The sequence below is a fragment of the Pseudaminobacter soli (ex Li et al. 2025) genome, assembly GCF_003012705.1.
Classification (GTDB): domain Bacteria; phylum Pseudomonadota; class Alphaproteobacteria; order Rhizobiales; family Rhizobiaceae; genus Pseudaminobacter; species Pseudaminobacter soli.
The window spans coordinates 308,054-329,769 of sequence record NZ_PXYL01000007.1; the positions used below are offsets into that span (position 1 = coordinate 308,054).

At 61.7% G+C, this 21,716-nt stretch carries 20 protein-coding genes; 16 read left to right on the plus strand and 4 right to left on the minus strand.

Annotated elements, in window-relative coordinates; translation table 11 throughout:
- Positions 1-12: 12 nt before the first annotated feature.
- The 7 genes from C7I85_RS16395 to C7I85_RS16425 all read left to right on the plus strand — a co-directional run bounded on the left by C7I85_RS16395 (position 13) and on the right by C7I85_RS16425 (position 5,595).
- A complete protein-coding gene (locus C7I85_RS16395) occupies positions 13-294 on the plus strand; it encodes a hypothetical protein (protein ID WP_146148888.1) in 282 nt (93 codons plus the stop codon).
- Between the two features lie 3 nt (positions 295-297).
- Positions 298-1,674 carry a pyruvate dehydrogenase complex dihydrolipoamide acetyltransferase gene (locus C7I85_RS16400; RefSeq protein WP_106725061.1) on the plus strand — a complete coding sequence of 459 codons (1,377 nt, stop codon included), beginning with the start codon at positions 298-300 and terminating at the stop codon, positions 1,672-1,674.
- Positions 1,675-1,686: 12 nt separating this feature from the next.
- The gene (locus C7I85_RS16405) at positions 1,687-2,325 is read left to right on the plus strand and encodes an SGNH/GDSL hydrolase family protein (protein ID WP_106725110.1); all 639 of its coding nucleotides are present in this window, start codon (positions 1,687-1,689) and stop codon (positions 2,323-2,325) included.
- Positions 2,326-2,340: 15 nt separating this feature from the next.
- A complete protein-coding gene (gene lpdA / locus C7I85_RS16410; protein WP_106725062.1) occupies positions 2,341-3,786 on the plus strand; it encodes a dihydrolipoyl dehydrogenase in 1,446 nt (481 codons plus the stop codon).
- 80 nt (positions 3,787-3,866) lie between these two features.
- Positions 3,867-4,151 (plus strand): GlsB/YeaQ/YmgE family stress response membrane protein, encoded by a 285-nt coding sequence (locus tag C7I85_RS16415; protein WP_106725063.1) that lies wholly within the window; start codon positions 3,867-3,869, stop codon positions 4,149-4,151.
- A gap of 8 nt (positions 4,152-4,159) precedes the next feature.
- The gene (lipA, locus tag C7I85_RS16420) at positions 4,160-5,134 is read left to right on the plus strand and encodes a lipoyl synthase (RefSeq protein WP_106725064.1); all 975 of its coding nucleotides are present in this window, start codon (positions 4,160-4,162) and stop codon (positions 5,132-5,134) included.
- Entirely contained in the window at positions 5,134-5,595 is a 462-nt protein-coding gene (locus tag C7I85_RS16425; RefSeq protein WP_106725065.1) for a type II toxin-antitoxin system RatA family toxin, read from the plus strand. The genes lipA and C7I85_RS16425 overlap by 1 nt, the downstream gene beginning before the upstream one ends.
- Here the strand turns inward: C7I85_RS16425 and C7I85_RS16430 are convergent, their stop codons facing one another.
- Both C7I85_RS16430 and C7I85_RS16435 read right to left on the minus strand, forming a co-directional pair.
- Positions 5,596-6,081, minus strand: a complete 486-nt coding sequence (locus C7I85_RS16430) for a CinA family protein (RefSeq protein ID WP_106725066.1) — start codon at positions 6,079-6,081, stop codon at positions 5,596-5,598.
- On the minus strand, positions 6,078-7,301 hold the full coding sequence (locus C7I85_RS16435) for a bifunctional 2-C-methyl-D-erythritol 4-phosphate cytidylyltransferase/2-C-methyl-D-erythritol 2,4-cyclodiphosphate synthase (RefSeq protein WP_106725111.1): 1,224 nt from the start codon (positions 7,299-7,301) through the stop codon (positions 6,078-6,080). Before C7I85_RS16435 ends, C7I85_RS16430 begins: the two co-directional genes overlap by 4 nt.
- A 139-nt stretch (positions 7,302-7,440) precedes the next feature.
- Here C7I85_RS16435 and dusB point away from each other — a divergent pair, with 139 nt between their 5' ends.
- The 8 genes from dusB (at position 7,441) to hflX (ending at position 18,132) form a co-directional block, all read left to right on the plus strand.
- Positions 7,441-8,457, plus strand: coding sequence for a tRNA dihydrouridine synthase DusB (gene dusB / locus C7I85_RS16440; RefSeq protein ID WP_106725067.1), 1,017 nt, complete (start codon positions 7,441-7,443; stop codon positions 8,455-8,457).
- Positions 8,454-9,590 carry a two-component system sensor histidine kinase NtrB gene (locus tag C7I85_RS16445; protein WP_245444967.1) on the plus strand — a complete coding sequence of 379 codons (1,137 nt, stop codon included), beginning with the start codon at positions 8,454-8,456 and terminating at the stop codon, positions 9,588-9,590. The genes dusB and C7I85_RS16445 overlap by 4 nt, the downstream gene beginning before the upstream one ends.
- Entirely contained in the window at positions 9,587-11,044 is a 1,458-nt protein-coding gene (gene ntrC / locus C7I85_RS16450; protein WP_106725068.1) for a nitrogen regulation protein NR(I), read from the plus strand. Before C7I85_RS16445 ends, ntrC begins: the two co-directional genes overlap by 4 nt.
- Before the next feature lie 117 nt (positions 11,045-11,161).
- Complete coding sequence (locus tag C7I85_RS16455) at positions 11,162-13,450, plus strand: sensor histidine kinase NtrY-like (protein WP_106725069.1); 2,289 nt, start codon at positions 11,162-11,164, stop codon at positions 13,448-13,450.
- A complete protein-coding gene (locus C7I85_RS16460) occupies positions 13,440-14,801 on the plus strand; it encodes a sigma-54-dependent transcriptional regulator (RefSeq protein ID WP_106725070.1) in 1,362 nt (453 codons plus the stop codon). Before C7I85_RS16455 ends, C7I85_RS16460 begins: the two co-directional genes overlap by 11 nt.
- Positions 14,802-14,836: 35 nt before the next feature.
- Entirely contained in the window at positions 14,837-16,213 is a 1,377-nt protein-coding gene (gene trkA / locus C7I85_RS16465; protein ID WP_106725071.1) for a Trk system potassium transporter TrkA, read from the plus strand.
- 278 nt (positions 16,214-16,491) lie between these two features.
- Positions 16,492-16,740 (plus strand): RNA chaperone Hfq, encoded by a 249-nt coding sequence (hfq, locus tag C7I85_RS16470; RefSeq protein ID WP_008838101.1) that lies wholly within the window; start codon positions 16,492-16,494, stop codon positions 16,738-16,740.
- Positions 16,741-18,132 carry a GTPase HflX gene (hflX, locus tag C7I85_RS16475; RefSeq protein ID WP_106725072.1) on the plus strand — a complete coding sequence of 464 codons (1,392 nt, stop codon included), beginning with the start codon at positions 16,741-16,743 and terminating at the stop codon, positions 18,130-18,132. It abuts the gene before it with no gap.
- Positions 18,133-18,143: 11 nt separating this feature from the next.
- Here hflX and mazG read toward each other — a convergent pair whose 3' ends face one another.
- Positions 18,144-18,968: a nucleoside triphosphate pyrophosphohydrolase gene (gene mazG, locus C7I85_RS16480; RefSeq protein ID WP_106725113.1), complete on the minus strand. Its 825-nt coding sequence runs from the start codon at positions 18,966-18,968 to the stop codon at positions 18,144-18,146.
- Between the two features lie 94 nt (positions 18,969-19,062).
- The gene (locus C7I85_RS16485; RefSeq protein WP_106725073.1) at positions 19,063-20,112 is read right to left on the minus strand and encodes a LacI family transcriptional regulator; all 1,050 of its coding nucleotides are present in this window, start codon (positions 20,110-20,112) and stop codon (positions 19,063-19,065) included.
- A 239-nt stretch (positions 20,113-20,351) separates the two neighbouring features.
- Between C7I85_RS16485 and C7I85_RS16490 the strand changes: the two genes are divergently transcribed.
- Positions 20,352-21,605 (plus strand): ABC transporter substrate-binding protein, encoded by a 1,254-nt coding sequence (locus C7I85_RS16490; protein ID WP_106725074.1) that lies wholly within the window; start codon positions 20,352-20,354, stop codon positions 21,603-21,605.
- Positions 21,606-21,716: the final 111 nt, after the last annotated feature.

Here is a 21,716-nt window from a genome sequence, read left to right on the forward strand (position 1 = left end):
GAGATGTAGGCGATGCCGTCTTTATTGACCCTGGCCGCCATCATCGCTGCGACCATCGCGGTCGCGCTTGTCGTCCGCTCGATGACTAGCCGGTTCGACGGCGTGCTGCAGATGCTCAGCGGCGCATCGTCCCTCATTTTGGCCGCGGTTGCAACCAGCGCCATGCAGGGCGCCGGCGGGATGATGGCGCTTGAGATGAGCGAAAGCAGTTTCAACATCGGCGTTCTGCCGCCGGTGTTCATAATCGCCACGCTGACCGTCATGCGCGGCCTGTTCAAAATTATCCAGGAGTGAGCGATGCCGATCAACATCACAATGCCGGCGCTCTCGCCGACGATGGAAGAGGGCAATCTCGCCAAGTGGCTCGTCAAGGAAGGCGATAAGGTTTCGCCGGGCGACGTGATCGCTGAGATCGAGACCGACAAGGCGACGATGGAAGTCGAAGCCGTCGACGAAGGCACCGTTGCCAAGCTGGTCGTCCCGGCCGGCACCGAAGGCGTCAAGGTCAACGCCGTGATCGCCATTCTGGCGGGCGAGGGCGAAGATGCTGGCGCTGCCGCCAAGGCGGATGCCGGCGCCAAGCCCGCGGCCCAGCAGACCGCTGCACCTGCTCCGGTAAAGGCTGAAGAAGCCAAGCCGCAGCTTGCGCCCGCTGCTCAACCCGCGCCGGCTGCGCAGCCTGCACCGGTAGCTATGGCGAATGGCAAGGCGGTCGCCGAGGAAGGACGCGTCTTTGCGTCGCCGCTGGCCCGCCGCATCGCCAAGGATGCCGGCGTCGATATCTCGGCAGTGAAGGGCACGGGGCCGCATGGCCGCGTGGTGAAGGTCGACGTCGAGACGGCGATTTCCGCCGGCGGCGCCAAGGCTGCCCCGACGGCCGCACCGATCTCTGGCGCTCCGGCCCCAGTTCCGGCCGCGAAGACGATGTCGGACGAGCAGGTTCTGAAGCTGTTCGAACCGGGCAGCTACGAGCTGGTCCCACACGACAATATGCGGAAGGTCATCGCGCGGCGTCTGGTCGAGGCCAAGACCACCATCCCGCATTTCTATCTGACGCTCGATTGCGAACTCGACGCCTTGCTGGCGCTGCGCGCCCAGCTCAACGGGGCCGCGCCGATGCGCAAGACGGAAAAGGGCGATGTGCCGGCCTACAAGCTGTCGGTCAACGACCTGATCATCAAGGCGATGGCGTTGGCACTGCGCGACGTGCCGACCGCGAACGTGTCGTGGACGGATAGCGCCATGGTTCAGCACAAGCATTCGGACGTCGGCGTTGCCGTTTCGATCCCGGGCGGCCTCATCACGCCGATCGTGCGCCGGGCCGAAGAAAAGAGCCTGTCCACCATCTCCAACGAGATGAAGGACCTCGCCAAGCGTGCCCGCGATCGCAAGCTGAAGCCCGAGGAATATCAGGGCGGCACCACGGCTGTGTCCAATCTGGGCATGTTCGGCATCAAGGACTTTGCCGCCGTCATCAACCCGCCGCATGCGACCATCCTGGCCGTGGGTGCGGGCGAGGAGCGGGCCGTGGTGAAGAACGGCGAGATCAAGATCGCCAACATGATGTCGGTCACGCTTTCGACCGATCATCGTGCCGTGGACGGTGCGCTCGGCGCCGAGCTGCTCGGCGCCTTCAAGCGGCACATCGAAAACCCGATGGGCATGCTCGTATAGGAGCCGGCTTTGGTGAAAACCGTCCTCTGCTACGGAGACTCGCTTACCTGGGGCTACAATGCCGAAGGTCCTTCGCGCCATGCGCCGGAGGACCGTTGGCCGAGCGTGCTGCAGGCGGAGTTGGGTAGCGGAGTACGGGTCATCGCCGAAGGGTTGAACGGCCGCACGACGGCCTTCGACGACAACCTTGCCTCGGAGGATCGCAATGGCGCGCGCGTGCTGCCGACCTTGCTCGGCACGCATTCGCCGCTCGATCTGATCATCATCCTGCTCGGCTCAAACGACATGAAGCCGTGGATCCATGGCAACCCGTTCGCCGCCAAGCAGGGCATGGCACGGCTGGTGAAGATCGTGCGCGGCCATCCCTATCCGCTCGATGCCGCCGCGCCGGAAATCCTGCTGGTCTCGCCGCCGCATGTCACACGTACCCAAAACGTCGACTTTGCGGAAATGTTCGCCGGCGGCGACAAGGGCTCGCAGAAGCTGGCGGAACTATATGACGGACTGGCCGACGAGCTCGGCTGCGGCTTTTTCGATGCCGGCTCCGTTGCAAGTACCACGCCGCTCGACGGTGTCCATCTCGACGCGGAAAACACGCGCAAAATTGGCGAAGCGCTCGCGCCCCTGGTGCGGGTAATGCTCGCTCTCTGATCTCAGGAGAAGACTGTGGCCGAAAATTACGACGTGATCATCATCGGCTCGGGCCCCGGCGGCTATATCGCGGCGATCCGCGCCGCGCAGCTCGGCCTCAAGACCGCTATCGTCGAGCGCGAGCACCTCGCCGGCATCTGCTCGAACTGGGGCTGCATTCCGACCAAGGCGCTGCTCCGCTCGGCCGAAATATTCCACTACGCCGAAAATGCGAAGAATTACGGCTTCAAGATCGACGGTAAGATCGAAGCCGACCTGAAGGCGGTCGTCACCCGTTCGCGCGGTATCGCCGAGCGCATGAACGCCGGCGTCGGCTTCCTGATGAAAAAGAACAAGGTCGACGTCATCTGGGGAGAAGCCAAGCTTACCAAGCCGGGCGAGATCGTCGTCTCCAAAACCACCAAGAAGCCGATGCAGCCGCAGGCGCCATTGCCCAAGAATACCAAGGGCGAGGGCACTTACACCGCCAAGCACATCATCGTCGCGACCGGTGCGCGGCCGCGGGCGCTGCCTGGCATCGAGCCGGACGGCAAGCTGATCTGGACCTATTTCGAGGCGATGGTACCGCCGGAAATGCCGAAGTCGCTGCTCGTCATGGGCTCGGGTGCCATCGGCATCGAGTTCGCCTCCTTCTACCGCACCATGGGCGTCGACGTTACGGTCGTCGAGTTGCTGCCGCAGGTGATGCCGGTGGAAGACGCCGAAATCTCGGCCTTCGCCAAGAAGCAGTTCGAGAAGCAGGGGATGAAGATCATCCTCGATGCCAAGGTGACCAAGGTCGAGAAGGCGGCAAATTCGATCACGGCCCATGTCGAGTTGAAGGACGGCAAGGTGGAAAAGATCACCGCCGACCGGTTGATTTCGGCCGTTGGCGTCCAGGGCAATATCGAGAACATCGGCCTCGAGGCGCTGGGCGTGAAAACTGATCGCGGCTGCATCGTCATCGACGGCTATGGCAAGACCAACGTCCCCGGCATCTACGCGATCGGCGACGTCGCCGGGCCGCCCATGCTGGCCCACAAGGCAGAGCATGAGGCTGTCGTCTGCGTCGAAAAGATCGCCGGGCTGCCGAACGTGCATCCGATGGACAAGCTGAAGATTCCGGGCTGCACCTACTGCAGCCCGCAGGTCGCTTCGGTCGGCCTCACCGAAGCCAAAGCCAAGGAATCCGGCTACGACATTCGCGTGGGCCGCTTCCCCTTCGTCGCCAACGGCAAGGCAATCGCGCTCGGCGAAGACCAGGGCATGGTCAAGACCATTTTCGACAAAAAGACCGGGCAGTTGCTTGGCGCACATATGGTGGGTGCCGAAGTCACCGAGTTGATCCAGGGCTTTGTGGTGGCGATGAACCTCGAAACCACCGAGGAAGAGCTGATGCACACCATCTTCCCGCACCCGACCCTATCGGAGACGATGAAGGAGAGCGTGCTGGACGCCTATGGCCGCGCGCTGAACGCATAACAGGGGAGCCTTTGCCGGGCTGTTGTTTCGGCGGCTTCTGACTTATATGGGTCTTTGGCAGCGGTCGCGAGGAGACTGTGATGGACCAGAGCGCGGGTTTCATGAGCATGCCGGGCGTCGGCTTCTTCGGCATGCTCGTCATCGGCTTTCTTGCCGGCTATGTCGCCGAGAAGACCATGAACCGCGACCATGGCTTCTTCACCAACATCCTCGTCGGCATTGCCGGCTCATTCGTGGGAGGCACCTTGGCGGGCCTCCTCAAGGTTCACTATTACGGTTTCTTCGGAAACCTGCTCGTCGCCATCTTTGGCGCGATCATCATTCTCTGGATATTCGGCCGCACACAATCGCCGCGGCCGCGCTAGGAACTGACATGGTCACTGTGCTCGATCTCTCCAACGCTCCTCGTGTGCGCCACCCCGAAAAGGCCCACCGGCCGGATCAGGAAGTGCTGCGCAAGCCGGACTGGATCCGCGTCAAGGCGCCGGTCTCCAAGGGCTATGCCGAGACCCGCGAGATCGTCAGGTCTCACAAGCTGGTGACGGTGTGCGAAGAGGCGGGCTGCCCCAACATCGGCGAATGCTGGGAAAAGAAGCACGCCACCTTCATGATCATGGGCGAGATCTGCACCCGCGCCTGCGCCTTCTGCAATGTGGCGACCGGCCGTCCGCTGCCGCTCGACGCGAACGAGCCGGAAAGCGTGGCGAAGGCCGTCGCCAAGATGGGGCTTACCCATGTCGTCATCACGTCGGTCGACCGCGACGACTTGGCCGACGGTGGCGCGCAGCACTTTGCCGACACGATCCGCGCGATCCGCGCGCTGAACCCCAATACGACGATCGAAATCCTGACGCCGGACTTCCTGCGCAAGGACGGCGCATTGGAGATCGTGGTCGCGGCCAAGCCTGACGTTTTCAATCACAATCTCGAAACCGTGCCGTCGAACTATCTGACAGTTCGTCCGGGCGCGCGCTACTTCCACTCCATCCGCCTGTTGCAGCGGGTGAAGGAACTCGATCCGTCGATCTTCACCAAGTCCGGCATTATGGTCGGCCTGGGCGAAGAGCGGAACGAAGTCCTCCAGCTCATGGACGACCTGCGCAGCGCCGACGTCGATTTCATGACCATCGGCCAGTACCTGCAGCCGACCAAGAAGCACCATGCGGTCAAGAAGTTCGTCACGCCGGAGGAGTTCAAGTCTTACGAGACGGTCGGTATGACCAAGGGCTTCCTGCTCGTCGCATCGAGCCCGCTGACGCGCTCGTCCCATCACGCCGGCGAGGATTTCGCCCGGCTGCGGGCTGCGCGCGAGGAACATCTGCGGAAGTCGGCCAAAGCTTCTGCCTGATGCCGAAATTCGAGACTATACGCCGCGTCTCCCATGCGCCGGACCAGATGTTTGCCCTGGTAGCGGATGTGGAGCAATATCCGCAGTTCCTGCCGCTTTGCGAAGGGCTGACGGTGCGCTCGCGCAAGGAGCGCGACGGACGCACGGTGCTCGTCGCCGCGATGACCGTTGGCTACAAGGCGATCCGCGAGACCTTCACCACGCAGGTCTACCTGAAGCCGGACGAGAGCGCTATCGAGGTGAAATATCTCGACGGCCCGTTCAAATATCTGACCAATATCTGGCGATTCGATCCGACGGATGGCGGCGCAACCGACATCCATTTCTTCATCGACTACGAATTCAAGAGCCGCGTTCTCGGGGCGCTGATGGGCGCGATGTTCGACCGCGCCTTTCGCATGTTCGTGGAAGCCTTCGAGCGTCGCGCGACCGAAATCTACGGTCCGGCGAAAGTCGCCTGATCAGTCGAGAGCTTTTAGGCCGAGATTAAGGGCAGTCCGAACAGTTTCGCGCCGGACGAAGTCTCGCCCTTCATTCGGGAAAATCCGGCTTTCGGCCACGGCTGGCTGACCGCGCAGCGCCAGCCCGAACCAGACGAGCCCAACTGGCTTTGTTTCTGAGCCGCCATCGGGGCCGGCTATGCCGGTGACCGCAAGCGCGATGCTGGCGCGGGAGTTCTGGATGGCGCCAGCGGCCATTTCCAATGCAGTCTCGCGGGAGACGGCGCCATGAGCGGCCAGCGTCGTCTCGGAGACACCCAGCATCTCCATCTTGGCTTCATTGGAATAGGTGATGAAACCGCGGTCCACCACCGTCGAGGAGCCTGGGATATCGGTCAAGGCGGCTATGATCATGCCGCCCGTGCAGGATTCCGCCGTCGCGGCCATGATGCCGTGCCGCTCGCAAGCCCTCAGGAATTCAATCGCCAGTTCGCGCAGTTCGCTCATTCGGGCAGTTCTCCCGGGTAGACGACGCTCGCCGTGGCGATCGCCGCAATGCCTTCCTCACGCCCTACAAAACCCAGCCGCTCGTTTGTGGTTGCCTTGATCGACACCCGACCCCTGTCGATGCCAAGCATGTCGGAAAGGGCAGCTGTCATCGCCTCGCGGTGCGGGCCGACGCGCGGCGCCTCGCAGATGAGCGTAATGTCGGCATTGGCGATCCGTCCGCCCTTCGAACGCACAAGTTTCACGGCATGCTCCACGAAGATGCGTGAGGCAGCGCCCTTCCACTGCGGGTCGGATGGCGGGAAATGGGTGCCGATGTCGCCGGCGCCGATGGTTGCGAGCAGTGCGTCGGTCAGTGCATGCAGGCAGACATCGGCATCTGAATGGCCGGAGAGTTTTTTCGTGTGGGGAATTGCCACGCCGCACAGCGTCACGTGGTCGCCGGGCTCGAAAGAGTGCACATCGTAGCCATTGCCGGTGCGCACGTCGGGAAAAGCACTACTTGCTGCAGACAGGCGTTGATCGGCCATTGCGATGTCCCTTGCCCAGGTCAGTTTCACATTGTCGGGTGAGCCCAGCACGATGCGCACCGGCATGTCGGCCCATTCGGCGATTGCCGCATCGTCGGTGAAGTCGCTGCGCCCCTGTCTGTGCGCGGCCTGATGCGCGGCCAGAATTGGTGCATAGGGGAATCCCTGCGGAGTCTGGGCTGAATGAAGGCCAGCCCGCGCCACAGTCTCCGCCACCGCGCCGCCAGCGGCCTCACGCTTGAGGGTGTCGGACACCGGTAATGCAGGCAGGGCGCCATGATTTTCGTCGATCGACGCGATTACCCGGTCGATGAGTCCGGCATCGGCAAAAGGCCGCACGCCGTCATGGATGAGCACCGCGCCCGGGTTTTCGGACTCTAGAGCCAGGAGGCCAAGCCGAGTGGAGTCCTGTCGCGTCGCTCCCCCGTGAACGACGATCACCTTCTCGACGAGGGCGCCGAGTGCCTGCTTTAGCAGAGCGCCGTCGTCCGGGTGGATCACGACCACGACCGTTCCGATTGCCGGATGGCGGAGAAAATTCTCCACGGTGCGCGCAAGAACGGCACGTCCGCCAATTAGGCGATACTGCTTGGGCCCATCAGCTTGTCCTGCACGCTCGCCACGCCCTGCGGCCACGACCACCACGGCGGTCGGCAGTTTTCTCGACGATTCAGATCTGCTCTTTTCCATGCGCAGAGGCTTAGTCGCAACCTTGCGCAAAGGCGAGAGTTTTCCCTGGTGCACGCCCTGCCGCGCCGTTTCCGCATTGCACAATATGCCGAAACTGGCTACTGAATAAGCAAAAGACAAAATTGCTTGGAATTTGTGCATGCCAGATTTCACGGCTCATGCAAAACCGCTCGAAATTGGTGGCGTTAAAATTCGCAACCGTGTCTTTCTGGCGCCGATGTCCGGCATCACGGACGACGCGTTCCGCAAACGCGCCTATGCCCACGGCGCGGGGCTCGTTGTGTCCGAAATGGTCGCAAGCGGCGAGTTGGCCAAGGGGCACTCGGAATCGGGACGCCGTATTCGTCACTCCGGCTTGCCCGTGCACATGATCCAGCTTGCGGGGCGCGAATCCCGCCATATGGCGGAAGGCGCACGTATCGCGGCCGGCGAGGGCGCCGACATCATCGACATCAATATGGGCTGCCCCGCCAAGAAGGTGACGGGCGGCTATGCCGGTTCCGCACTGATGCGCGACCTAGATCACGCCGTGTCGCTGATCGATGCGGTCATCGGGGCCGTGGATGTGCCCGTGACAGTGAAGATGCGCCTTGGCTGGGACGACGCGGCTCTGAATGCGCCAGAACTCGCACGTCGTGCGGAGGCGGCCGGCGTGAAGATGGTGACCGTGCACGGCCGCACGCGCTGCCAGTTCTATCAAGGCAAAGCAGATTGGCGCGCGATTGCGCGCGTCAAGGAGGCGGTCTCCATTCCGGTGGTTGCCAATGGCGACGTAAGGAACCTCACCGATGCTACGGAAATAATTGAACAATCTGGCGCGGATGCGGTGATGGTCGGGCGTGCCAGCTATGGCGCACCTTGGACGGCAGGCGTCATTGCAGCAGGAACTGAGTGCGCGCCAGACATGCCGCGTACGGCCGCGGAAGTGGCTGACTATGTCGTTTCGCATTACGAGGACATGCTGGCGCTTTACGGCATTGAAAGCGGCCTGCGGCAGGCGCGCAAGCATCTCGGCTGGTATCTCGATCGTCATGCCAGGGACATCGCGCCGGAGTTGCGCGCGAGGATCATGACTTCGCTCGATCCGGCCGAAGTGGTTCGCGGCTTGCGAGAGGCTCTCCGTTTCTCCGATATGCAGGAAAGGAGCGCCGCGTGACGGTCAGCAATCGGGCCGAGGTCGCCGACGCAGCGCAGATCGTCCTCAACACGATCCGTCGGCCGGTCATCATGATCGGTTCCGACGATCGCATCAGCTACGCCAACGCCGATGCCGAAGACTTTTTCCGCTCCAGCGCGGCAATGCTGGCTCGTTCCACGCTGGAACGTTTCGTGCCCTTCGGCAGCCCGATCCTGTCCCTTGTCGAACAGGTGCGCGAGCGGCTGGCGCCGGTGAACGAGTACCGGGTCGACATTTCCTCGCCGCGTCTCGGCATCGAGAAGGTCGTCGACATTTATGTGGCGCCGGTTCCTGAATTGCCCGGCTCGGTCGTGGTCATGTTCCAGGAACGGTCGATGGCCGACAAGATCGACCGCCAGATGACCCATCGCGGCGCGGCTCGCTCCGTAACCGGCCTTGCCGCGATGCTGGCGCATGAGATCAAGAACCCGCTCTCCGGTATCCGTGGCGCAGCGCAACTTCTGGAGACGTCCGTATCGGACGAAGATCGCGCGCTGACGCGCCTGATCACCGATGAGACCGACCGCATCGTGGCACTAGTCGACCGCATGGAGGTTTTTTCGGACGAGCGCCCCATCGACCGCTATCCGGTCAATATCCACGTCGTCCTCGACCATGTGAAGGCTATTGCGCGAAACGGTTTTGCCAGCAAAGTCAACATCGTGGAGGAGTATGATCCATCACTGCCTCCGGTATTTGCCAATCGCGACCAACTCGTCCAGGTGTTCCTCAATCTGGTGAAGAACGCGGCCGAGGCCATAGGAACGCGGAGCGAAGGCGAGATCAAGCTCTCTACAGCCTTTCGCCCCGGCATGCGCGTCTCGGTGCCCGGATCGCAGGATCGCGTGTCGCTGCCGCTCGAATTCTGCGTGCATGACAATGGTGCCGGCGTCTCCGAAGACATTCTGCCGATTATCTTCGACCCGTTCATCACGACAAAGCCGAATGGTTCGGGGCTTGGTCTGGCGCTCGTCGCAAAGATCGTCGGGGAACATGGCGGGGTCATCGAGTGCGAATCCACGCCGCGCGGCACGATGTTTCGCGTGCTGATGCCTGCGTGGAAAGACACCTCATTGCTCCATGAAGAGCAGACCGAAGGAAACAAGGCATGACGCCCCGCGGCAACATTCTGGTGGCGGACGACGACGCGGCAATCCGCACCGTGCTGAACCAGGCTTTGTCACGTTCGGGACACGAGGTGCGTGTCACCTCCAATGCCGCGACGCTTTGGCGCTGGGTGGCGGCGGGCGAGGGCGATCTGGTGATCACCGACGTCGTCATGCCGGACGAAAACGCCTTCGACATGCTGCCGCGCATCAAGAAGGCCCGCCCGGAACTGCCGGTCATCGTGATGAGTGCCCAGAACACCTTCATGACGGCCATCCGGGCGTCGGAAACCGGCGCCTATGAATACCTGCCCAAGCCGTTCGACCTCACCGAGCTTCTGAACATCGTCAATCGCGCCCTGGCGGAGCCCAAGCGCCCCAAGCTCGATGCGCGCCACGACGATCAGCCGGAAGCCATGCCCCTGATCGGGCGCTCTGCCGCCATGCAGGACATCTACCGCATGTTGGCGCGCATGATGCAGACCGACCTGACGGTGATGATTTCGGGCGAATCGGGCACCGGCAAGGAACTGGTGGCGCGCGCGCTGCATGAATATGGCCGGCGGCGGAACGGCCCGTTCGTCGCAATCAACATGGCGGCCATTCCCCGCGATCTGATCGAATCGGAGTTGTTCGGCCACGAGAAGGGCGCATTCACGGGCGCGCAGAACCGTTCCAGCGGACGCTTCGAGCAGGCCGAGGGCGGTACGCTTTTCCTCGACGAGATCGGCGACATGCCCATGGAGGCGCAGACCCGTCTCCTCCGCGTGCTGCAGCAGGGCGAATACACCACCGTCGGCGGGCGAACCCCGATCAAGACCGACGTGCGCATCGTCGCCGCCACCAACAAGGATTTGCGCGCCGGCATCGCCCAGGGGCTGTTTCGCGAAGACCTGTTTTATCGCTTGAATGTCGTGCCGCTGCGCCTGCCGCCGCTGCGCGAGCGGTCCGAGGACGTTCCTGACCTCGTCCGGCACTTCTTCAAGCAGGCCGAAAGCGAGGGCCTGCAGGCCAAGCGAATCTCAAGCGGCGGCCTTGAACTGATGAAGCGCTATCCGTGGCCGGGCAATGTGCGCGAACTGGAGAATCTCGTCAGGCGCCTTGCCGCACTCTACCCGCAGGAAGAGATTTCTACCGAGATCATCGAATCCGAATTGCGGACGAGCCAGGAGCCTGCTCCGGAAAATGGCGCGCTCGTGCCGGACAACCTTTCTATTGGCCAAGCGGCGGAAATATTCCTTCAACGCTATTTCGCGTCCTTCGCCGGTGAATTGCCGCCTCCGGGGCTCTATGAGCGCATTCTCGCCGAGGTCGAGTTCCCGCTGATTCTGGCGTCGATGACGGCAACACGCGGCAACCAGATCAAGGCGGCCGAGCTGCTCGGGCTGAACCGCAATACATTGCGCAAGAAGATCCGCGAGCTTGGTGTAAACGTTTATCGCGCTTCCAAGCAAAGCTGACCTCTCTGGGTCATGCGAGAAAATCGCGCCAAAGATTTTCGGCAACTGTCAGTCTAGTTGCATAATCGCCACAATGCGTTGCATAGGTGCGACGCATAACGGTCCTTGTAGGGGCGCATGGCGAATCAGAAGCTGAAATTCAGGCGATCCATTTTTCCGGCACAGTCCGGCGGAGATGGCAGACGCCTTCTTGCACTGCCCGGCATTATTGCCGTGGTGGGCGCACTGCTTACGGCCGCCGTATCCTTCGCCATTCTTTTCGGCGTCACGCCGATCACGCCGAATGAAACGACCACCCTGATCATCATTTGCGTGAACGCCGCGTTCATTCTCTTCCTGCTCGCGCTGGTCGTACGCGAGGTTCATCGCATCCTCACTGCACGCCGAATCGGCAAGGCGGCGTCGCGGCTGCATGTGCGCATCGTCACGATGTTTGCGCTGGTCGCCGCAATTCCCGCCATCGCAGTCGCGGTCATTGCCTCGATCACGCTGAACATCGGCCTCGATCGCTGGTTCGAGATACGCACGAAGACGATCGTCAACTACTCGTTGTCCATCGCGGACGCCTATGTCCAGGAAAATGCTCGCAACCTTCAGGGCACGACCTTGTCCATGGCCTACGATCTGGACAATGCGCGTACCCTCTACAATCTCGACCGCACCGGGTTCCGAAACTTCATGAGCCAACAGGCAGTGGGGCGCGCGCTGGCGCACGCTGCCCTGATCAATGCCGACGGCTCCTTCGTGATGACAGCACAGACGCCCGCCGAATTTGCCATGCCGGAACCGCCACCAGGTTCTGTCGAGACGGCAGCGGACGGCAAGCCGGTGCTGATCGAGCCGCGTACTCGCAACATCGTTGGCGCAATCATCAAACTGCGTGAGATCCCGGGGCTCTATCTCTACACGATCAGGCTGGTCGACCCTGAGGTGATCAAGGCGCGCGAGGTCGTGCGGGCAAATGCTGACGAGTACCGAGGCCTGGAAGCCAACCGGCGCACGTCGCAGGTTGCCATTGGGCTCCCTTACCTGTCGCTGACCCTGATCGTGATCCTCTCGGCGATCTGGACGGGTATAGCGGTCGCAGACAGGCTCGTCCGTCCGATCCGCCAACTGATCGGCGCGGCGGACGAGGTGGCCACGGGCAATCTTAACGTCTCGGTCCCGGTTCGACCGTCCGACGGCGACGTCGCCTCGCTAGCCGACACCTTCAACAAAATGCTGCTGCAACTGAAATCGCAGCGCGATGAGATCCTCACGGCCAAGGATCTCGTCGACGAGCGCCGGCGCTTCTCGGAAGCGGTTCTGGAAGGCGTGACGGCCGGCGTCATCGGCATCGACCATTTTGGCACGATCACCATCGTCAATCGCTCGGCCGAGGCGATGCTTGCCATTTCCGCCGACACATCGGTGGGGCAGAATCTTTCGGTGGTGCTGCCCCATGTCGGCCGCGTCTTCGAGATTTGCCGTAGCTCCGAGCGCCGCGTCTACCGCGAGCAGGTGACCTTCTATCGCGCCGGCGCTGAGCGCACCTTCAACGTGCAGGTCACGATCGAAGAAGGCGACGACGAGAGCCAGGAAAAATCCTATGTCGTCACGGTCGACGACATCACTGATCTGATGCAGGCGCAGCGCTCGTCCGCCTGGGCCGATGTTGCCCGCCGCATCGCGCACGAGATCAAGAACCCGCTGACGCCGATCCAGCTGTCAGCCGAGCGCATCCGCCGGCGCTACGGAAAGGTGATAACCGAAGACCGCGAAGTTTTCGATCAGTGCACGGACACGATCATTCGTCAGGTCGAGGACATCGGCCGCATGGTCAACGAGTTCTCCGACTTCGCGCGTATGCCGAAGCCGGAGATGAAGAACATCGACCTGCGGGAGCCGCTGCGTGAAGCCTCGTTCCTAATCGAAGTCAGCCGTTCGGACATCAAGTTCGAGCGTGATTTCGGTGCCGAACCGCTCAAGGGGACCTTCGACAACCGCCTTCTGTCGCAGGCGTTCGGCAACATCATCAAGAATGCCTCCGAAGCAATCGACGGCGCCGAGCGCAGCGAGGGGGAGGTTGGAGCAATCCGGATTCAGGCGTGCCGTGAAGAAGCCATGATCCGGGTGGACGTGATGGACAACGGCAAGGGGCTGCCGCGCGAAAATCGCCAGCGTCTCCTCGAGCCATACATGACCACGCGTGAAAAAGGGACCGGTCTTGGCCTCGCGATCGTCAAAAAGATCGTCGAAGACCATGGCGGCCGGTTGGAACTTCATGACGCGCCGGCCGACTTCCATGGCGGTCGGGGCGCGATGATCAGCATCCTGCTTCCTCTGGCAGCCGACGATACGGCGGCTCCGCAAGACGGAAGCATTGAAGACAAACATAGAACTGAAAAGGTCGGTAATGGCATCTGACATCCTTGTCGTCGATGACGAAGAAGATATCCGAGAGCTCGTCGCCGGGATTTTGAGCGATGAAGGTCACGAAACGCGAACGGCCCATAACGCCGACAGCGCCTTGGCGGCGATCGCCGATCGTGTACCCAGGCTGGTCTTTCTAGACATCTGGATGCAAGGCTCGCGCCTCGATGGCCTGGCGCTCCTGGATGAGATCAAGACGATACACCCCAACCTTCCGGTGGTGATGATCTCGGGCCACGGCAACATCGAAACGGCGGTTTCGGCGATACGGCGCGGCGCATACGACTTCATCGAGAAGCCTTTCAAGGCCGATCGTCTGATTCTCATTGCCGAAAGGGCGCTGGAGACGTCGAAGCTCAGGCGCGAGGTGTCGGACCTCAAGATGCGCAATGGCGATTCGTTCGAGCTCATCGGCATGTCATCGGCCATGACCCATCTGCGCCAGACCATCGAGCGTGTTGCGCCGACCAACAGCCGCATCATGATCGTTGGACCGTCCGGCTCCGGCAAGGAACAGGTGGCACGCGCCATTCACGCGACGTCGTCGCGCAAGAGTGGGCCATTCGTTTCGGTAAATGCGGCGACGATTACGCCGGAACGCATGGAGATCGAGCTTTTCGGAACCGAGTCCAACGGCTCTGAGCGTAAGGTCGGCGCACTCGAGGAAGCTCACCGCGGCATCCTCTACCTGGACGAAGTGGCCGATATGCCGCGCGAGACGCAGAGCAAGATCCTGCGTGTGCTCGTGGACCAGCAGTTCGAGCGCGTGGGCGGCACCAAGCGCGTGAAGGTCGACGTACGCATCATTTCCTCGACCGCGCAGAACCTCGAAGCCATGATCGCCGAGGGGCGCTTCCGCGAAGACCTCTATCATCGCCTCGCGGTCGTGCCGGTAGTCGTGCCAGGGCTTGCCGAGCGGCGCGAGGACATTCCCTATCTGGTCGATGGTTTTATCAAGCAGACAGCGCGCCAGGCAGGCATCAAGCCGCGCCGCATCGGCGATGACGCCATGGCCGTCCTTCAGGCGCACAACTGGCCCGGCAACGTCCGCCAGCTTCGCAACAATATCGAGCGTCTGATGATCCTGACGCGCGATGTCGATGCCGACAAGCCGATCACCGCCGACCTGCTGCCGGCGGAGATTGGAGACGTCATGCCGCGTGTTCCCAATCAGACGGATCAGCACATCATGGCGCTGCCACTGAGGGAAGCGCGCGAAATGTTCGAAAAGGAATATCTGATCGCCCAGATCAACCGCTTCGGCGGAAATATCTCGCGTACGGCGGAGTTCATCGGTATGGAGCGCTCGGCACTTCACCGGAAACTCAAGTCGCTCGGAGTTTGAGATTGTTTCATCCAGATAGCCGGTCGGCCATCTAAATGCGCGTCATAATCTGCGGAGCGGGGCAGGTTGGTTTCGGTATTGCCGAACGCCTGGCTGCCGAAAAGAACGACGTGTCGGTGATCGACACGTCGCCCGAGCTCATTCACGCCATTCGCGATTCGCTCGACGTTCGCGGTTTTGTCGGTCACGGCTCTCATCCGGAGGTTCTGGAAGCCGCGGGCGCGCAGAATGCGGACATGATCATCGCCGTGACGCTTCACGACGAGGTCAACATCGTCGCCTGCGAGGTTGCGCACGCGCTGTTCAACGTGCCGACCAAGATCGCGCGCATCCGTGCCCAGTCCTATCTCAGGCCGCACTACCAGGATCTGTTCTCGCGCGAGCACATGCCCATCGACGTGATCATCTCGCCGGAGATGGAAGTCGGCGAAATGGTGCTGCGTCGCATCGCGCTGCCGGGCGCATCCGACGTCGTTCGCTTTGCCGACAACAAGATCGTCATGCTGGCGATCGAATGTCTGGAAGATTGCCCAATCGTCCACACTCCGCTCGCGCAGCTTTCCGAGCTTTTTCCCGATCTGCCGTCCACGGTGGTGGGCATTACCCGCGGCGGAACGCTCTTCATCCCCCATTCTGCGGACCAGCTCGAGCCCGGCGATCTTGCCCATGTCGTGACGGCCAAGGAGCAGGTTCACCGTACCTTGGGTCTTTTCGGCCATGAGGAGCAGGAAGCCACGCGCATCGTGTTCGCCGGTGGCGGCAACATCGGCCTCTATGTCGCCAAGACGATCGAGCAGCGCCAGAGCCGCACTAAGATCAAGATCATCGAGTCTGTGCGCGAACGGGCTGTGACCATAGCCGACCAGTTGCGCCGCACCGTCGTGCTGAACGGTAGCGCACTGGATCAGAAGCTCCTGATGGAAGCGGATATCCAGGACGCGGACTTGATGGTCGCCCTGACCAACAACGACCAGGCGAACATCCTGTCAAGCGTCATGGCCAAGCGGCTGGGCTGCAAGGCAAACCTGGTTCTGATCAACAATCCGGCCTATCAGGACCTGACCAAATCGCTCGACATCGACGCCTATGTGAATCCGAGCTCGGTCACGATCTCCCGCGTGTTGCAGCACGTTCGCCGCGGCCGCATCCGCGCCGTCCACAGCGTTCAGCGCGGCGCTGCAGAGATCATAGAAGCCGAGGCGCTGGAGACGTCGCCCTTGGTAGGCTCGAACCTGAGCGATCTGGATTTGCCGGATGGCATGAGGATCGGTGCCATCTATCGCGATGGCCAAGTGATCAAGCCGAATGGCCAATCGAGAATCAAACCCAAGGACCGGGTCGTCATCTTCGCGCTGGCCCATGCCGTCCGGCATGTGGAGCAGATGTTCCGCGTCAGTCTCGAGTTTTTCTGAAATGTGGTCGGCTGCACATATCGGACCTTGGATTCTTGCGCCGTTTCAACGATATGTACCGCATCGCGATGTGGCAGGTTCGGACTTTTGTCGCACCACGCCTTTTTGGCGTTGCGGAAGAAACGCTGGCCTGATAACCGCTTAAGTGGAACTGATTCAAATCAACTCGTTCTGCTTGCCTGGACTATGGTAAGCGATAGATTTGTTGGGCTGGCAAAGGTCGATAATTAGAGCGCGGCAGCTGACAAATCGACGGGGGTCGACGAAAGATAAGAAAAATGGCGGAACGTACGCAAAATCTTCAGGACCTCTTCCTGAATTCGGTTCGTAAAAGCAAGAACCCACTGACGATCTTCCTTATCAACGGCGTTAAGCTGACTGGTGTAGTTACGTCGTTTGACAATTTCTGTGTTTTGTTGCGTCGCGACGGACATTCGCAACTCGTCTATAAGCACGCCATCTCCACCATCATGCCGAGCCAGCCGGTTCAGATGTTTGATGGCGAGGAAAACGGCCAGGGCGCCTGATTGGCTCAAGGCAAGAACGCAGGTAAGAACGGGGCGCGCGCTTCACGAACCAACGGTTCGGAGCGCTCATCTCAGGAAAAGCCGACGACTGCGGTCGTCATCGTCCCCGTGCTGGCTCGTCAGCCACGCGGGGAAGATGATTCCAATCGCCCGCGCTTGACGCGGTCATCTGATGCCCGCTTGGACGAGGCGGTAGGGCTTGCGAGCGCCATCGACCTCGACGCGGTCCACACTGCCATCGTGACGGTGAGTGACCCGCGGCCGGCGACGCTGCTCGGCACCGGCAAGGTCGATGAACTGGCCGAGATCGTCAAGGAAACCCATGCGGAGCTGGTGATCGTGGATCATCCGCTGACGCCGGTTCAGCAGCGCAACCTTGAAAAGGCGACCAACGCCAAGGTCCTGGATCGCACTGGCTTGATCCTGGAAATCTTTGGCCGGCGTGCGCGCACCAAGGAAGGCACGCTGCAGGTCGATCTTGCGCATCTGAACTATCAGAAGGGCCGACTGGTCCGCAGCTGGACCCACCTGGAGCGCCAGCGCGGCGGTGCCGGTTTCCTCGGCGGCCCCGGCGAAACGCAGATCGAGGCCGACCGGCGCGCTCTTCAGGAAAAGATCATGCGCCTCAAGCGCGAGCTTGAGACCGTGCGGCGCACCCGCGATCTGCACAGGGCCAAGCGCAGGAAAGTGCCGTTTCCAGTCGTCGCCATCGTCGGCTACACCAATGCCGGCAAGTCGACGCTGTTCAACCGGCTGACCGGGGCAGGGGTGCTGGCGGAAGATATGCTGTTTGCGACGCTCGACCCGACCCTGCGCCGGGTGCGACTGCCGCATGGTACTCCGGTGATCTTGTCGGATACGGTGGGTTTCATCTCCGACCTGCCGACGCATCTCATCGCCGCCTTCCGCGCGACGCTGGAAGAAGTGGTCGAGGCAGATCTCATCATCCACCTTCGCGATATTTCCGACCCGGATACCGCTGCCCAGGCGGAGGACGTGGAACGAATCCTTGGCGATCTCGGCGTCGATGCCTCGGATGACATGCGCATCGTCGAAGTCTGGAACAAGATCGACCGGCTGGACGAGGGAAATCGCGAGCGGCTTCTAGCCGAAAGCGCGAGCGGCAAGCCCGCACCACCGATCGCAATCTCCGCGATCACCGGCGAAGGCATCGATGCGCTGACGGCGCTGATCGAAGAGCGGGTTTCGGGCGAGCTGAAACCGGTAACGGTCACGCTAGCCCCTGACCAGTTGGGCCAGGTGGATTGGCTCTACCGCAATGGCGACGTTACTGAGCGGGTAGACAATGAAGACGGCAGCGTGACCATCGCGCTTCTGGCGACGGAGTCGGCGCGCGAAGAAATCGAATCCAGGCTGCAGCGCAAGAGATAGGGCTAAGAGCCCTATTTCGCTTTCTTTGCCTGCTGCCAGAGCGCTTCCATTTCATCAAGGCTTGCTTCGTCGAGGCTGCGTCCTGCGACCTCCAGTTCGCGCTCCACGTGATGAAAACGCTTGCGGAACTTGTCGTTGGTGCCGCTCAGCGCGGCTTCTGAATCGATGTGCAGGTGCCGGCCGAAATTGACCAGCGCAAACAGCACATCGCCGAATTCGTCCTGAATGGCGGCCTTGTCGGCCTTGCCCATGGCTTCGCGCAACTCGCCGATCTCTTCCTCGATCTTGTCGAGGATGGGTGCGGCCTCTTTCCAGTCGAATCCGACCCGGGCAGCCTTTTCCTGCAGCTTCAGCGCTCTGGTCAGGGCAGGGAAGGCAACGGGAATGCCGTCAAGGAAGCCCTTGCCGTGATCTTCGGGGTCAAGCCCCCGCGCAAGACGAGTGGCCCGCTTCTCGGCCTTCTCTACGGACTTGATCTGCTCCCACATTCCCTTGGCCATGCCGGCGCTACGAGCCTCTTCATCGCCAAATACGTGCGGGTGGCGCCTGATCATCTTCGTGGTGACGGCCTCGACAACGTCGCCGAAGTCGAACTCGCCGATCTCTTGTGCCATCTGCGCGTGATAGACGACCTGTAGCAGGAGGTCGCCCAGTTCCAGGCGCAAGTCGTCGAAATCGCCGCGCGCAATTGCGTCCGAAACCTCATAGGCTTCCTCGATCGTGTAGGGCGCGATGGTCTCGAAATTCTGCTCGATGTCCCACGGGCAGCCAGTGTTAGGCGCACGGAGAGCCGCCATGATTTCGATGAGACGCGAGATGTCCTTGGAAGGTTTCATAGCCTGGCCCGAGATATTGAGGCGAACCGTCGACGGACGGGCAGGGAACGGCCGCGCCGAAATCGTCAACGACCAGGGCGTTAAAGCCGATTGCTCAGCTTACCGCAATGAAATTGAGCTTGGGTGACTGCAATATCTGAAGGTCGGCGGTGTCCGCCCCGCCCAATGCGGCAAGCAGGATCCGCCCCATCTGGAGCCCGGCGTCGGTGATATCCTCATAGATCGTGTCGACCTGCGGCCGGACGAGGTCGAAGAGCCCGGATGTCTGCTTGGCGACGATGCCGACATCGGCGCCGGGCTTGAGGCCGCGGTCGCTGAGCGCAGCCATCACCGCAAGCGCTGAAACTTCACCGCCGCAGACATAACCGTCGGGCGGGTCGGCCAGCGCCATGCGAGCGAATACACTTGCTCGGATGGCGCCGGCGGAACTGTCGAGGTCCACGTCGTCGATGACCTCGAACGCCACCCCGCTTTCGCGCACGGCGGTCATGAAGCCATACTGGATGTGCTGGAAAAAGGTGAAACGACGCGGCGGCAGAATGATCGCCAGACGCTTGCGGCCATTGGCGATCAGGCGCCTTGTGGCCTCATACGCAAAGCTGAAATTGTCGAAATCGACGTATGGATGCGACGTGCCAAGTTCGGTGCGGCCGTGGCAGACGAATGGAAAATCGTGCTCGAGCAGCAATTTGACCCGCTCGTCGAACGGTTCCGTGCGCGAGAAGACGACCCCGTCCGCCATTCGATTGCGGATGATGCGACGCACCGGGTCGATGCTCGGCACATTGGCGAAATGCGGTGTGACCACGAGATGATACGGCGTGTCGCGAAGCGCTTCGGTCAGTCCTCGAATCAGGGACGTGCTGAAGCCGAGGATTTCCTCGTGAGGATCGAGCACGAGCGTGATCACGTTGGTGCGGCCAGTGCGGAGCCGTTGCGCCGCGCGATCGGGCAGGTAGCCGATTTCCTCGGCGACTTGCTGTACCCTCTGCCGGGTTTCCAGCGCGATCTGCGGTGCGCCGCCGAGTGCCCGCGAAACCGTTGTCACGGCCAGGCCGGTGAGCTCGGCGATGGTCCGCAGCGTGGGTTTTACCGCCGAGGCCTCTCCGTTCTCCCGTTTTCCGCCTCTGTCGGAACCGTCCATCGGCCGTGCCTCTTGTACCCGCAGCGCATCCGTCGGTGCATTTATAACGTTATAAATTGGATCATGTCGCCTGGAAAGGCAGCCGATTTCCACACCTTATGTCCATTTAGGTCATGTAATTCAAGGGACTGCCGATAAGGCGCGGCCATTGTCGCCTCGCAGCTTGACACAAGTCCGATTTATATCGTTATAAATTCACAGCTGGCGATATTGCCGCCAAGCAACCTGGGAGGGATTCAATGTCATTGCGTACGATCACGAAGCTTGCCGTCGGTGCGGCGCTCATCGCCCTGACTTCGGGCGCGGCCAAGGCTGGCGATAACGTCGAAGTTCTGCACTGGTGGACGTCGGGCGGCGAAGCCTCGGCGCTGGACGTGCTGAAGAAGGATCTGGAATCGAAGGGCGTCACCTGGTCCGACATGCCGGTTGCCGGCGGCGGCGGCGAAGCGGCGATGACCGCACTGCGCGCCCGCGTCACCGCAGGCAACCCGCCGACAGCCGTGCAGGCACTTGGCTTCGACATCACCGACTGGGCCAAGCAGGGCGTGGTGGGTGACCTCAGCGAAGTCGCCAATGCGGAAGGCTGGGACAAGGTGATCCCGACCGCGCTGCAGAACTTCTCGAAATATGACGGCAAGTGGATTGCCGCACCGGTGAACGTCCACTCCACCAACTGGGTGTGGATCAGCAAGAAGGCGCTCGACGCCGCCGGCGGCAAGGAGCCCCAGAACTGGGACGAATTCGTCGCCATGCTGGACAAGATGAAGGCAAACGGCATCACGCCGCTCGCCCATGGCGGTCAGCCCTGGCAAGATGCGACCCTGTTTGACGCGGTCGTGCTGTCGCTGGGCACGGACTTCTACAAGGCTTCGATGATCGACCTCGATCCAGCTGCGCTGAGCGGCGACAAGATGAAGGAAGCCTTCACTCGCATGGCGAAGCTTCGTTCCTATGTGGACGATAACTTCTCCGGCCGCGACTGGAACCTGGCCTCGGCCATGGTCATCGAAGGCAAGGCCGGCGCGCAGATGATGGGCGACTGGGCCAAGGGCGAGTTCCTCAAGGCCGGCCAGAAGCCGGGCGCCGACTTCGTCTGCATCCGCTTCCCGGGCACGCAGGGCGCAGTCACCTTCAACTCTGACCAGTTCATGATGTTCAAGGTGGGCGAGGACAAGCAGAAGGCGCAGCTGATGATGGCTTCGGCCATCGAGGACCCGAAGTTCCAGTCGGCCTTCAACGTGGTCAAGGGTTCGGTTCCGGCCCGCACCGACGTGCCGAACACCGCCTTCGACGACTGCGGCAAGAAGGGCATGGCCGACCTGGCCGAAGCCAACGAGAAGGGCACGCTGTTCGGCTCCATGGCTCACGGCCATGCCGTGCCGGCGTCGATCAAGAACGCCATGTATGACGTGATCACGCGTCACTTCAACGGCGACCTGTCGACCGACGAGGCGCCCGCCGAACTCGCCGCTGCCGTCGCTGCTGCAAAGTAACGATATGAGCCTGCCGGCGGTGCGCATCCGCGCCCGCCGGTAACCTCAGAGGCTTTGCGAAAATTCGCCTGGATGCCTCTGTTTTTCCAACGCAAATGCGTGATCGCATCA